Source organism: Marinomonas gallaica (genome assembly GCF_049821165.1).
In the GTDB taxonomy this organism is placed as follows: domain Bacteria; phylum Pseudomonadota; class Gammaproteobacteria; order Pseudomonadales; family Marinomonadaceae; genus Marinomonas; species Marinomonas gallaica.
This window is the reverse complement of sequence record NZ_CP187511.1, coordinates 186,628-199,317: the sequence shown is the minus strand read 5'-3', so window position 1 is coordinate 199,317 and position 12,690 is coordinate 186,628. Positions and strand designations below refer to the sequence as shown.

Sequence of the window (12,690 nt, the reverse complement as noted above, 5' to 3'; positions counted from 1 at the left end):
AAGAATTGAAATGTTAGAACTGTTAATGCGCGCGTTGCTGGGCGGCTTAGGGGTCGCTGCCGTAGCCGGGCCATTGGGTGCGTTTGTAGTGTGGCGTCGTATGGCTTATTTCGGTGATACGTTGGCGCACTCGGCGTTATTAGGTGTGGCGCTGGGATTTTTGTTAGACATTAATTTAAACCTCGCCATTGTGGTGCTGTGTGTCGGCTTGGCATTGGTGCTGGTCGCGCTACAAAAGAAACACATTATTGCGACCGATACGTTATTAGGGATTCTGGCGCATTCGTCGCTGTCGTTAGGTTTGGTTGCAGTCAGCTTCCTTGATAACGTGCGCATCGATTTGATGGCGTATTTATTTGGCGACCTATTGGCCATCAGCCAGACGGATTTGTACTGGATTTACGGTGGTGGTTTGCTAGTGATGGCGCTGTTGGTGGCATTTTGGCGGCCGTTGTTGGCGCTGACCGTGAACGAAGAGCTGGCGAAAGTCGAAGGCTACCCAGTAGAAGCCATTCGTTTATTGCTGATGTTGCTGGTCGCAGTCGTCATTGCCGTGGCGATGAAAATCGTCGGCGTGTTGTTGATTACCTCGCTTATGATTATTCCTGCTGCCACATCACGAAAGCTATCTCAGACACCGGTTCAAATGGCCACTTTTGCGGGTGTTATTGGCTGTTTGTCAGTGTGTGGCGGATTGTGGGCGTCCTATCATTGGGATACGCCAACAGGGCCAAGCGTCGTAGTCTGTGCCGCGCTGTTGTTCTTGATCGCATATACCTTGCCAACGCGTAAGATGACTTGAAGTTTAGCCGCACAATTTGACTAGATTGTGCGGCCACTTCAAATTTCAATTACAGCGTCACTCCTTAATTACCTTCTGCTTAAGGTAATTAACATAACTCAATTGCTAATTAATCTGAGATCTAGAAAGAAATTAGCTTACCTCAGTCTATCTTAAGTGTTATTTGGTAAAAGTGTGCCACTTATTTCTGTGATGTAAGATAAGATATCGTCATAGAATTAGGGGATGAATTCGCGTTCCTCTAAATAAATATGATTTTTATTAGGGGACGAAATAAGTTATTTTAAGAAATGGCTATCCAATCTGTACTGTTTAGATTTAATTAAATTATTCGCATTGCCAAGTGTTGATCATCTGTTTTCTCCTTTATATTAATATCCATCTGAACCACCGCAGTTTCGATATTATCTATGATAGCGCTAACAGCGCTATCGGTTTCAATATAGTATTTTCGATTCAGGGATAGCCTTAGTTTGCGAATTATGATTTAATTTTTATACTTCATGCGAATTTTATATTTTAGGAGTTATGATATTTCAAGGACGATAATAACTTTCTTTGTGTGTGCTATCATTTTTTATTTAGATGGCGTTTTTAGGTCTTATACTGAGCTTCCAATATCGGTAGTGGATATTGTTTTTCTAATTCTATCAGTTTTTCTTGTTTATTTTCTGAAGTATTTTAGGTCTTCTTTCAGAAGAGAAATTATAGATATCTATTGTGATGATATACCAAGCTTTTCTTTTTTGATTGGCATTTTTTTGTTTATGGTTTTGTTGTTTCTAAGTGGGATTTTCATTTCATGGATTGGAATACAAGATCCATTTAAGTTTCATTCAGGATTTAAAAGTAGTTATAGTCATGGTTATACGTTGATTTACATGGGTATTCTCTCAGCTATATATGCTCTATGGGGCGGTCTGATTTTTTTGTTTAAATTAATTAGATATCGCCATAGAACTAGAAAATGAAACGCCCTCTAAATAGACACTGATTGTTATGTGTTCCCGTATGCCAAGTATCTCAGCTACCTTTATCGGTATGCTTGGTTGTAATTCAGTGTGGCTGTTTGTGGGCGTCCTATCATTGGGATACGCCAATAGAGCAAAGTTCGGTAGTGTGTGCCGCGCTGTTGTTCTTGATCGCATATACCTTACCAACGCGTAAGATGGCGTCGTAGAAACGCGGTTAGAATCAAACAATAGACCTAAAAAACGCGACCTTGAGTCGCGTTTTTTCGTTTGAAGAGAGCAATTCAGCGTTATTTTTGACTCAGTGTATCGAGCGAGAATTTACCTGCACCGCGAGACATTATTAACAGTGCCAATGCGGCCCACGAGGCGTGTAAGGCATAGGCGCTTGGGTAGACAAAGATCTGAATAACTATGGTCATTGCCAAGATTCCGAACGCGCCTAAACGAGCAAATAACCCTGTCAGTAGCAGGATGGGCAATACATGCTCGGCAATGGTTGCCAAGTACGCCGCTAATTCAAATGGAATAATAGGCAAAGCGTACTCGTACTCAAATAAAAACAGAGTGCTGTCTTTTAACGTAGGCCAGCCGAATTCATACAGGCCGGCGAACGGGTTGAATGCGAATCCCTCGATTTTGGTTTGTCCCGAAAGCCAAAAAGCAGCGGCTAATGCAAAGCGTGCTAGGAACAATACAAGTGACTCAGGTAAGCCTGAAAACAGGCGTTCAGTCGTGTTTTGGATTAAGCGCATAGCCATGACTCCTACGATTCATTAATGTCATCAAAGACTTGCCACGTCATTAATCGAGCAAGGGTTTGGCCTAAGTCGAAAGCATCGTCATCTGGTAACGCGTGACTAAGGCTTGGGTTCTGTTTTAGTGCGTTGATAAAGTGGTATTCAGCTTCACTTAATGGGTAGCAGCAGCCATAAAGACCTGCTTTGGTGAGCAATAAATATTCCGGTGCCGAGATTTGCAAACCCTTTAAATTGGGTTCGGGTTGTTGGTGCGCTAAATACAAGGCACCAACGGAAAAGGGGCTGTGCATGAGTTGACACTGGGCATTAAGGTGTAAGGCTAAGGCTTCTGGGTGTTGCACGTGGCTGAGTGTTTGCTGAGCAGCTTGAAGCGATAGGGTCTTGGGTTCGGCCGTATTCGTCAGCTGTAGAAGACGGTATTCCAGTTCACACAAGCTTGATAAATAGGGTAATGCTTGGGCAGGTGGAAAGTTTGCAATGAAGTCACTAAAGTTGCCGCCATATTCTGACAAGATCGGAGAAGTCGGTCGGTTTTGTTCGATGTACTCATGTGCCATCGCGTTGAAAAAGTCTTCACCCACCAACTGTTTGCACACTGGGAAGATGTCACCAAGCGCTGTTTGTAAAGACACATGGACATTGTTGCGGTAGACATTTAGTCGCTGAATACGCTCTTCTGTAGAGTGGCCTTTAATGTCATTCACTAGCTCGTCTGATTGTTTGAACAGTGCGGCGTTAAACTGATTCTGCATGACTTTGCTCCTTTACAAGGGTGCGCAAATGATCTGCATGGCGAGCTTCTGTGAGTAATTCTGATAGGTCAGGAAAGTTGCCGTCTCGCTCAATCAGCGTTGGACAATCACCAATCAGCTCTAATGTGCGCTGATACAACTGCCATACCTCATTGGCAACCGCTTGGTCATGGGAGTCGATTTTGAGTGACGCTTGTTCGTCTAGGGTATAACCTGCCAGATGAATCTGCTTGACCGCATGCATGGGGTAGCTCTGTAGGTATTCATACGGGCTGCGTTGGTGGTTGAAGCAGGAGACTTCTACGTTATTCACATCCAGTAATAAACCGCATCCAGTGCGTTGTACTAATTCAGTAATGAACTGTGTTTCACATAAGACACTGCTTTGAAACTCAAAGTACGTGGACGGGTTTTCAATTAAGATCTGACGGTTAAGTCGGCTCTGAACCTGATCTACGTGTTGGCACAGTAGGTCTAAACGCGCTTCGGTGTAAGGCACAGGCAGTAAGTCGTTTAAGAAATACTGTTGGTGAGTGGACCATGCGAGGTGTTCAGAGAATACAGCTGGATTGGTCCATTCGACCAACTTAGCGACACGTTCTAAGTGCTCAAGGTCGAGAGCCTCTTCGCCACCCAGTGACAAGCCTACGCCATGAACGGTGAGGTCATAGTGGTTACGCACTTGCTCTAGGTAATAGCGGGCAGGACCACCGGCGCTGAGGTAGTTTTCTGCATGAATCTCAAAAAAGCCTACCTTTGGCAACTCCGCTAGGATTTGCTGGTAGTAGCTTGGTTTAAGGCTCACGCCGGTGCGCTGTGCAAAGCCCGAGGGTAGTGTTTTACCCTCGGTTTGCGAGAAAGCTAAACGGGTCATGGGATACCTTAGAAGGCTTCCAGTTTGCCGTGACCTGTTGGTGATGTTTGAGATTCCATATCCATACAAGTACCTGCAGGAACCAATTTCCAAGCGTTGCTTTGGTAGTCAGTTGTTGATGTGCCTGCACAAGAAGTACCTGGGCCTGCGGCACAGTCATTTTGACCTGCTAATGCTACGCCGTAGCACTTTTCTTTATCCGCAGCTTGAGCTGGAACGGCGACTGCAGAAAGGGCCACGGCTGTACCAAGGGCTAGAGCAAGAGACGTATTTTTAGTAGACATAATTTGGATCCTCCAAAGGAACATTTTGTTAGTTACTGTCGTTAGACGCAGGCGGCTATCTACTTCTTACACAAAAAAATAAAATAATTTTAAAAGCACAAAAAATATTTTTATGATGTTTTTATGATCGAAGTATTAAGTTTTTATGAAATGAGGTGGGGCGGGGTTTCGTTCTGATGGTGAGGCGAGTATGGTATTTCCACAACTTAAAGATGAATCAAGGAGTTTGGATATGTCTAAGCAAGAAGTGAAAGCAATCAAATCTGAAATCAAAGAACGTAAAGAGAAAGTTGCAAAGCAGAAAGACAAGATTGCTAAGTTGAAAAAATCATTAGCGAAGAAAGTTGAAAAGAAAGTATCAAGCAAAGCGACAAGCAAGAAACCATCTGAGTCGCCAGCCAACAAATCCGCTAAAAAAGCTTCTGGTAAAAAGTCAGCTGCGAAAAAAACAACGAAAAAGTAATCCTTCGTTGTCATAGAATGTCGGCAGCATAGTTCACATAGCTATGCTGCTTTTTTGTTGTTAAGTGTTATCTCCCCTCTCTTCGCGATCACTTTGTTTTACGTAACGTTGGCTGATGTCTCTAAGAGACAGCATTTGTTTACCAAACTGTCGGCAGGCTGGGCACATCGCTGTATGAATGCCTAAATTCATTTTTTCTTTGTTAGACAAAGGCCGGTCGAGTTTTTCAGATAAAAGCTGAGTGGCTTGCGTGCACTTCATCATGTGTTGTTCTCCCCCTGAAACCAGTTATCTTCAAGACATTCTCGTAAACGTAATCGAGCGCGAAACAAGGTCGTGTTTAAATTGCTTACGGTCACCTCTTCGTTGTCACAAATCTCATTGGTATCCAACTCTAGAAATTCGCGCATCATAAAAAAGCGACTGTATTTAGCCGGTAACGCCTCTAAACAAGTGTCGAAAATACGCCAAAAGTGTTTACTTTCGACACCATGATCGGGTTCGTCCCATTTCTGTGGACGCTCATCTTTTTGCCAATGGCCATTCTCGGTAAATAAATGATCGATCAGAGCTTCATCGTTGAGACTCGCCCCTTCTTCCAGAATACTGGCGTTGGTGTAACGTTTTTCCTTTCTCAAAATATCAATCAGCTTATTTTTGAGAATGGCAAATACCCATGTTTTTAAGGCGGCTTGGCGATTAAAACGATCAATGTTTTGATAGGCAGAGAGCATAGCATCTTGTACTGCGTCTTCTGCGAGCGCTTCATTACGTACTTGCAGTATCGCGAATTTCAACATCTGTAAACGTAGGTCATTCATAAATTCGTTGTTATGAAAGAGCTGTCCACTAGGTTGTTTGTCAGAACGAGATAAGGCCTGTGTCATAGGAAAAACTCGGCTTGTTATTAAGAAGTTACCTAGCAATGTATCTAAGTAGACGTCACAAGCCGAGAGTTTCTTACACAAAAAGCCAAAAATTATGGGTTTAAGGCGGTAAGTATGTTGCCGAGGTGGGATTTATCGTAAGGCGGCTTGATAGAACCCGCAAATTTCCCTTCTGGATTGATAAGCAATACCTTACCTTGATGAATTGCATAGTTGTCTGCGCTCGTGACTTGGACTAAATCCTGATAAGCCGCTTGCGAAGGAGGCACTATATGGACACCAAAGGAAGCTTGCTGTGCCATTTGGCCTTGGCAAACAGCGTCACAAACTTTGGGTTGTAGGTTAATGGCCTGCCACTTTCCAGCGGTTAAGCGCTCCAGCGGCGGTACATTTCGAGGAAACTCCAGCAGTTGAATACCTAAGTTTTGTTGCGCTTCGGGCGACAGTGCAGGGTCTGCAAAGTTCTTCTGGTAAGACTGAGTTGCAACCCAAAAAGCCCCCGCCACCAGCGTTACCCCAATGAATGGCGCACTTAAGCGGCTCATTTTGATTGCCCTTCCTCTGCGGCCGCTTCTGCTAAATACTCGTCTTTGAGTTTGACGTAGTTCAGCCCGGCATATTGGAAATATTCGATTTCTTGTTCGGTCAAGGCACGTGCTGGCTTAGCAGGTGAACCTTTGTATAAAAAGCCAGATTCGAGACGCTTGCCTGGTGGTACCAAAGAGCCAGCGCCAATAATGACTTCGTCCTCAATCACCGCACCGTCTAAAATGGTGGTACCCATGCCAACTAATACTTTGTTACCGATGGTGCAGCCGTGTAGCATGGCCATGTGGCCGACGGTGACATCGTCACCGATGTGGAGCGGGTGGCCTTCCGGCTTGTAGGTGCTGGCATGAGTGATGTGTAGGCACGAATTGTCTTGGATGCTGGTGCGTTGACCGATGCGAATGCGGTGCATATCACCACGAATTGCCACCAAGGGCCAAACCGAGCTGTCGTCGCCGATCTCGACGTCACCGATGATGACGGCACTCTCATCGACCCAAACACGTTCTCCAAATGTTGGCGTGTGACCACGAAATGTCTTGATAGTCATTGTCTCTTCCTTAGCACACACGGTGCAGCATTAATGAAAGCTATGGATGTGATCGTTGTTACCCCATTGAAAAAGCGCCAAGACCACATATCTTATATGTCAGTACTAAACCTATTTTTTGCAAGGTGCCGAGCATCTTGCTGACGCCAAAAAGGATACCACGATATGACACAGTCCGTATGGGATGCCACCAGCTTGCCAGAATTCTCTAAAGTTGATCCGAGTTCGGTTGCCGCTGATCTTGAGGCGTTGCTTGAAAGAAATCGCACCGACATTGAAACGGTCGTTGCAAAAAACCAGCAGCCAACGTGGGCAACGTTGGTCACACCACTCGATGAAATCCATGATCGTTTAGGTCAGTTCTGGTCACCAGTAAGCCATTTAAACTCGGTGCAAAACACACCAGAAATTCGTGAGGCCTACAATGCGTGTTTGCCTAAGCTGAGCGAATATTACACCGAACTTGGGCAAAACAAAGCGCTATATGAAGCCTACAAAGCCTTGGCTGATAGCGAAGAGGCTAAAACACTGACACCTGCACAAAGCGAAGCGCTGACACAAACCATTCGTGACTTTGAATTATCAGGTGTAGGTCTTGAGGGCGAGGCAAAGCAACGCTATGGCCAGATCAGCGCGCGCTTGTCTGAGCTGGGCAGTCAATTTGGTGAAAATGTATTGGATTCGACGCACGCTTGGAGCAAGCTGATTACCGATGAAGCTGAGCTTGCTGGTTTGCCTGAGTCAGCCTTAGCGCAGGCAAAACAAATGGCTCAAGCCAAAGAGCAAGAGGGCTGGTTGTTCACATTAGACCTGCCATCTTACTTGCCCGTGATGAGCTACGCGGACAGCCAAGCGTTACGCGAAGAGGTTTACACCGCGTATGCTACCCGCGCTTCTGAACTTAGCAATGAAGGTAAATTTGATAACGCACCTTTGATCAGTGAAATTCTAGCGCTACGCCACGAAATGGCGCAGATCCTAGGCTTTGACAATTACGCTGAATTGTCTGTGGCAACTAAAATGGCGGAAAGCGGCCAGCAAGTCGTCGACTTCTTAGACGATCTTGCCGTGAAATCAAAGCCGTCTGCAGAGCAAGACTTAGCTGACCTGAAAGCCTTTGCCAAACAAGAGCATGGTATCGAGTCCCTGAATGCGTGGGACGTTGGCTATTACGCCGAAAAGCTGCGTGAGCAAAAATTCTCGATCTCTCAAGAAGTGTTGCGCCCTTATTTCCCAATCAACAAAGTGCTATCGGGCTTGTTCTATACCGCACAAACGTTGTTTGGCGTGGACATTCGAGAAGAGTCCGGCTTCGATACGTACCACAACGATGTGCAGCTGTTTACGATCTCTAAAAACGGCGAAGACATCGCGCGTTTCTTCCTCGACCCTTACGCTCGTGAAGGCAAACGTGGCGGTGCTTGGATGGACGAATGTCGTGTGCGTCGTCGTTTAGAGGACGGCCGCTTACAGCTGCCAGTAGCGTACTTGGTGTGTAACTTTACGCAGCCGATTGGTGATCAGCCGGCACTGTTGACGCACGATGAAGTCACTACTTTGTTCCATGAATTCGGACATGGTCTACACCATATGCTGACACAGGTGGATGTGTCATCGGTCTCTGGCATCAACGGTGTGGCGTGGGATGCGGTCGAATTGCCCAGTCAGTTTATGGAAAACTGGTGTTGGGAGCCTCAAGCGCTAGCGCACATTGCCGGTCACTTTGAAACCAATGAACCATTGCCGCAAGATTTGCTCGACAAAATGCTGGCGGCGAAAAACTTCCAGTCTGGCATGCAAATGGTACGTCAGCTGGAGTTTTCGCTGTTTGATTTCCGCTTACACCGTGAATACCAAGATGGCATCCAAGTGCAAGATGTATTGGACGACGTACGCAGTAAGGTCTCAGTGAATGTGCCACCTGCGTTTAATCGTTTCCAAAACAGCTTCTCGCACATCTTTGCAGGCGGTTACGCGGCTGGCTATTACAGCTATAAATGGGCGGAAGTATTGTCAGCGGATGCCTTCTCTAAATTCGAAGAAGAGGGCATTTTCAACACTGAAACCGGTGCTCACTTCCGTGATACTATATTAGCGAATGGTGGTTCACGTCCTGCAGCCGAGCTGTTTGAAGCGTTCCGTGGCCGTGAACCAAGTGTTGATGCACTGCTACGCCATAGCGGTATTGCGGCTTAGCTTTTGGTTTTCTGGCTAGATCTGTTTCCTTTTACCTCGACGAAGGTGTATTCCTGCACCTTCGTCTTGCGTGTTCATTGATGGATGCGGTCAAAAGGAAAGCAGATCAACCTATTGGCCGTCTTTTTAGACGACTGAAAGTCTCAATTAGTAGCGGCATGATGGCGTAAACTTAGATGCATTGAGCTGGACTCTAGAAACCGAGGTTAATAATGACAACCAAACGCTTTATCGCGGGGGCAGTATGCCCACGTTGTAGTGAGATGGATAAGATTCGTGCGTGGCGCGATGACGATGCTGAGAAGCAATTTCGCGAGTGTGTGGCCTGTGGCTATGAAGACGAGCAGTCGACTAAAGTCCAAGCGCAACCACAAGAGCTCGAAACTCGTGTAAATCAGCCGCACAGTTCTGCACCCGAAGCGGATACAGCGGTCATAAATTTTGTGCCAAATCCGGGTGATACCAAACACTGATACACGCCCTGCGTAAACTTGCCTAATCACGCTCTATTCGAGGGTTAGTGGCTAGATATACGGGTGAGTTGTTGAATATGATATTTGTTATCATTAACATAACGAATATCTCTTGTAACAATTCACCTTTTCTAGGCCATCGTATGAGCTCCTTTCTAAAGCGTTGTGTTGAGCGTCCAATTCTGGGCGTCTTTCTTTCTTTTTTGTTAGGGCTTCAGGGCCACACGTTGGCCAGTAATATTGTCGTGTCGCATGCGATGGGGGACACTGAAGTTGTCTCGTCTCAGCGAGTGGTCACCTTATATCAAGGCGCAACAGATTCTGTCGTGGCGTTAGGGATTACGCCTGTTGGGGTAGTGGAGTCGTGGGCACAGAAACCTATCTACCACTATTTGCGCGATGATTTAAAAGGCGCTGAGGTCGTTGGTCTTGAAACGCAGCCGAATTTGGAAGCCATCGCACGTCTCAAACCGGATTTGATCATTGGTGCTAGACTCCGTCATGAGAAAATTTACGGTCAGTTGTCACAGATTGCGCCTACAGTAATGGCGGACACCGTGTACGATTTTCAGCGTTCGTTAGCGTTGGTGGCTGAAGCGACGGGGCATCAAGCTGAGGGCGAAAAACGGTGGCAGGCGTGGCAAGCACGTACGGCAGATTTTCGTAAGCAGCTCAGCGCGCAGCAGAAAAAGTGGCCGCTAACGGCGTCGATCCTAAATGCCCGTGCCGATCATATGCGTATATACCTAGACGAAAGCTTTCCTGGTGCGGTATTAAGAGATATTGGTTTTACATCGCCTATACCAGAGCATAAGGGCTGGGGGATAAAACTAAAAACCAAAGAAGCACTGCCGAGCATCAACGCTGATGTGTTCTTTGTGCTGTTTGATCAAGAAGATGGGGCGGTACAGCAAAACTACGATGATTGGCGTCAGCACCCTTTATGGCAAGTATTAAAAGCCCCTCGAAACGGTCAGGTGTACCAAGTTAACTTTGTGAATTGGATACTCTCTGGCGGTATTTTAGGCGCCAACCTGATGTTGGATGAGTTGTCTGAGCTTTATCATCTAACGCCTGCGAGCTGATTATGTTGATTTCCTATCAAGCATTTGGCTTACGATCTGGGCTTGTGCTGCTTTCATTGCTCGTACTGCTGCTAAGTTTTGTGGTCAGTGTGGCCTTTGGGCAATACTCAGTTCCGCTTCACAGTGTTTGGGATGCTTTCTGGCAGTACGATCCGAATTCTATTGATCATGTGATCATTCATACTACTCGCATGTCGCGGGCGGTTGTAGCTTGTGCTGTCGGGGCTGCGTTGGCGGTATCGGGCGTATTGATGCAAACGCTGACGCGAAATCCTCTAGCTTCGCCTGCGATCTTTGGCGTGAATGCGGGCGCTGTCTTTTTCATTGTTTTGTTCGCTCAAGTTTTTTCGGTCACAACCCTTAACGACTACATTTGGATCGCGTTTGTGGGGGCTTCACTGGCCGGTGCATTGGTTTATGGTTTAGGTTCAATGGGACACGATGGCCTATCTCCTGTGCGTATTGTCTTGGCCGGTGCGGCGATCAGTGCGTTGTTTATGTCTTTCACTCAGGGGTTATTGGTGATCGGGCAAGAAGGCTTGGACAGCGTCTTATTCTGGGTGGCAGGCTCAGTTTCTGGTCGTGAATTAGACACGATATTACCCATTTTACCTTATCTTGGTGCGGGGCTTTTTGTGGCGTTGCTGCTGTCGCCCCATATTAATATTTTGCTGTCTGGGGACGATGTTGCCAAAGGGCTTGGGCAAAATACCCTGTTGCTAAAAGTCGCGCTCAGCGTGCTGATTATTGGTTTGGCTGGTATATCCGTCGCGTTGGCAGGGAATATCGGTTTTATTGGCTTGGTGGTTCCGCACATGGTGAGGGCGTTTGTAGGGAATGATCATAAATGGTTAATACCACTGGCGGCCCTCTGGGGCGCCAGCTTACTGCTGTTATCGGATGTGGTCAGTCGCTTTGTGTTGGCACCAGAAGAAGTACCTATTGGCGTAGTGACGGCCCTGATTGGTACCCCGTTCTTTATTTATTTGGCACGTAAGGGGCGTAAACATGGCTAAGCAATGGGTGATTCGCCAGCGTTGGGGGTCCTTTTCGGTGCCATACCAAGCGTTGTTGGCGTTGATACTGATTACGATGGTGATGTTGTTGGTGATGTGGGTATCACTGTGTCTGGGGGATACTTTGATCATGCCGAGAGACGTTTTGGCAACATTCTTATCGGAGTCTAGCAGCGAGTTTGCTTTTGTGGTGGAAGTTTTGCGCTTGCCGCGCTTGTTGATGGCGGCCATGGTTGGAGCGGCCTTGGCGGTGTCCGGTTTGGTGTTGCAGTCGATGATCCGCAATCCGTTGGCATCGCCCGATATTATTGGCATTACCAGCGGTGCGTCCGCCGCCGCTGTGACGTTTCTATCATTGTTTGCTGGGTTAGGCATGGGGTGGTTACCTGTCTTCGCCATCGCGGGTGCGCTGGTCGCGGCATTGGCGATTTACGTATTGGCATGGCGCAATGGCGTGACGCCCATGCGTTTGATCTTAGTTGGGATTGGCGTGTCTGCGGCCATGGGCGCGGTGACGACGCTGTTGATTGCTGTCAGTTCAACAGCAACCAGTATCACGGCGTATATTTGGCTAACCGGCAGTGTGTACGGAAGCGATTGGCATGATGTGCGTGCATTGGCACCTTGGTTGTTGGTCAGTATGCCGTTGACGCTGTGTCTAGCGCGGCGCATCAATGCACAAGAGCTCGGTGATCAGTTAGCCACTGGGCTAGGTATTTCGGTGCAGCGCTTGCGTTTAGTTTTGCTTGGTTTGAGTGTTTTGTTGGCCGCTCCGGCTGTGGCGTATGCGGGCGCTGTGGGTTTTGTTGGCTTGATTGCACCGCACATCGCGCGCCGTTTAGTGACACGTAGTTTTGGCTTATTGATGCCTGCTACCGCGATGATTGGCGCATCGTTAGTGATGTTGGCGGATCTAATTGGGCGTACGCTCTTTCAACCGTTGGACATTCCTGCCGGTGTGTTTGTGTCTGCTATTGGCGCTCCATTTTTTATTTTTCTGCTATATCGACAACGATTTTAAGTGAGC

The 12,690-nt window shown here is 47.0% G+C and carries 15 protein-coding genes; 7 read left to right on the top strand and 8 right to left on the bottom strand.

Annotated features, from left to right (window positions below):
- Nucleotides 1–10 precede the first annotated feature (10 nt).
- The gene (gene znuB / locus ACPUEK_RS00920; RefSeq protein ID WP_425641960.1) at nt 11–802 is read left to right on the top strand and encodes a zinc ABC transporter permease subunit ZnuB; all 792 of its coding nucleotides are present in this window, start codon (nt 11–13) and stop codon (nt 800–802) included.
- Nucleotides 803–2,063: 1,261 nt separating this feature from the next.
- On the opposite strand, the gene ACPUEK_RS00915 is transcribed toward znuB, so the two are convergent.
- The 4 genes from ACPUEK_RS00915 to ACPUEK_RS00900 are packed head-to-tail and all read right to left on the bottom strand — an operon-like array spanning nt 2,064 to nt 4,444.
- The gene (locus tag ACPUEK_RS00915) at nt 2,064–2,528 is read right to left on the bottom strand and encodes a DoxX family protein (RefSeq protein WP_425641959.1); all 465 of its coding nucleotides are present in this window, start codon (nt 2,526–2,528) and stop codon (nt 2,064–2,066) included.
- Nucleotides 2,529–2,539: 11 nt separating this feature from the next.
- Nucleotides 2,540–3,286: a putative DNA-binding domain-containing protein gene (locus tag ACPUEK_RS00910; RefSeq protein WP_425641958.1), complete on the bottom strand. Its 747-nt coding sequence runs from the start codon at nt 3,284–3,286 to the stop codon at nt 2,540–2,542.
- Nucleotides 3,270–4,160, bottom strand: a complete 891-nt coding sequence (locus tag ACPUEK_RS00905; RefSeq protein ID WP_425641957.1) for a DUF692 domain-containing protein — start codon at nt 4,158–4,160, stop codon at nt 3,270–3,272. The genes ACPUEK_RS00910 and ACPUEK_RS00905 overlap by 17 nt, the downstream gene beginning before the upstream one ends.
- An 8-nt stretch (nt 4,161–4,168) precedes the next feature.
- Nucleotides 4,169–4,444 carry a BufA1 family periplasmic bufferin-type metallophore gene (locus ACPUEK_RS00900; protein ID WP_067033406.1) on the bottom strand — a complete coding sequence of 92 codons (276 nt, stop codon included), beginning with the start codon at nt 4,442–4,444 and terminating at the stop codon, nt 4,169–4,171.
- Between the two features lie 232 nt (nt 4,445–4,676).
- On the opposite strand from ACPUEK_RS00900, the gene ACPUEK_RS00895 reads away from it, so the two are divergent.
- On the top strand, nt 4,677–4,907 hold the full coding sequence (locus ACPUEK_RS00895; RefSeq protein ID WP_067033409.1) for a hypothetical protein: 231 nt from the start codon (nt 4,677–4,679) through the stop codon (nt 4,905–4,907).
- 60 nt (nt 4,908–4,967) lie between these two features.
- Here the strand turns inward: ACPUEK_RS00895 and ACPUEK_RS00890 are convergent, their stop codons facing one another.
- The 4 genes from ACPUEK_RS00890 to ACPUEK_RS00875 all read right to left on the bottom strand — a co-directional run bounded on the left by ACPUEK_RS00890 (nt 4,968) and on the right by ACPUEK_RS00875 (nt 6,893).
- Nucleotides 4,968–5,171 (bottom strand): zf-HC2 domain-containing protein, encoded by a 204-nt coding sequence (locus ACPUEK_RS00890; RefSeq protein ID WP_067215564.1) that lies wholly within the window; start codon nt 5,169–5,171, stop codon nt 4,968–4,970.
- Nucleotides 5,168–5,794 (bottom strand): RNA polymerase factor sigma-70, encoded by a 627-nt coding sequence (locus tag ACPUEK_RS00885; protein WP_425641956.1) that lies wholly within the window; start codon nt 5,792–5,794, stop codon nt 5,168–5,170. The genes ACPUEK_RS00890 and ACPUEK_RS00885 overlap by 4 nt, the downstream gene beginning before the upstream one ends.
- A gap of 92 nt (nt 5,795–5,886) precedes the next feature.
- Nucleotides 5,887–6,339 (bottom strand): hypothetical protein, encoded by a 453-nt coding sequence (locus ACPUEK_RS00880; RefSeq protein WP_425641955.1) that lies wholly within the window; start codon nt 6,337–6,339, stop codon nt 5,887–5,889.
- Nucleotides 6,336–6,893, bottom strand: coding sequence for a gamma carbonic anhydrase family protein (locus ACPUEK_RS00875; protein ID WP_067029915.1), 558 nt, complete (start codon nt 6,891–6,893; stop codon nt 6,336–6,338). Before ACPUEK_RS00875 ends, ACPUEK_RS00880 begins: the two co-directional genes overlap by 4 nt.
- 165 nt (nt 6,894–7,058) lie before the next feature.
- Here ACPUEK_RS00875 and prlC point away from each other — a divergent pair, with 165 nt between their 5' ends.
- From prlC to ACPUEK_RS00850, 5 genes are all read left to right on the top strand, one after another.
- Complete coding sequence (gene prlC, locus ACPUEK_RS00870; protein WP_425641953.1) at nt 7,059–9,089, top strand: oligopeptidase A; 2,031 nt, start codon at nt 7,059–7,061, stop codon at nt 9,087–9,089.
- A gap of 212 nt (nt 9,090–9,301) precedes the next feature.
- Nucleotides 9,302–9,562 (top strand): YheV family putative zinc ribbon protein, encoded by a 261-nt coding sequence (locus ACPUEK_RS00865; RefSeq protein WP_067029921.1) that lies wholly within the window; start codon nt 9,302–9,304, stop codon nt 9,560–9,562.
- Nucleotides 9,563–9,705: 143 nt separating this feature from the next.
- Nucleotides 9,706–10,647, top strand: a complete 942-nt coding sequence (locus tag ACPUEK_RS00860) for an ABC transporter substrate-binding protein (RefSeq protein WP_425641952.1) — start codon at nt 9,706–9,708, stop codon at nt 10,645–10,647.
- 2 nt (nt 10,648–10,649) lie between these two features.
- Nucleotides 10,650–11,663 (top strand): FecCD family ABC transporter permease, encoded by a 1,014-nt coding sequence (locus tag ACPUEK_RS00855; protein WP_425641950.1) that lies wholly within the window; start codon nt 10,650–10,652, stop codon nt 11,661–11,663.
- Complete coding sequence (locus tag ACPUEK_RS00850; RefSeq protein ID WP_425641949.1) at nt 11,656–12,684, top strand: FecCD family ABC transporter permease; 1,029 nt, start codon at nt 11,656–11,658, stop codon at nt 12,682–12,684. The genes ACPUEK_RS00855 and ACPUEK_RS00850 overlap by 8 nt, the downstream gene beginning before the upstream one ends.
- The last annotated feature ends 6 nt before the right edge of the window (nt 12,685–12,690 follow it).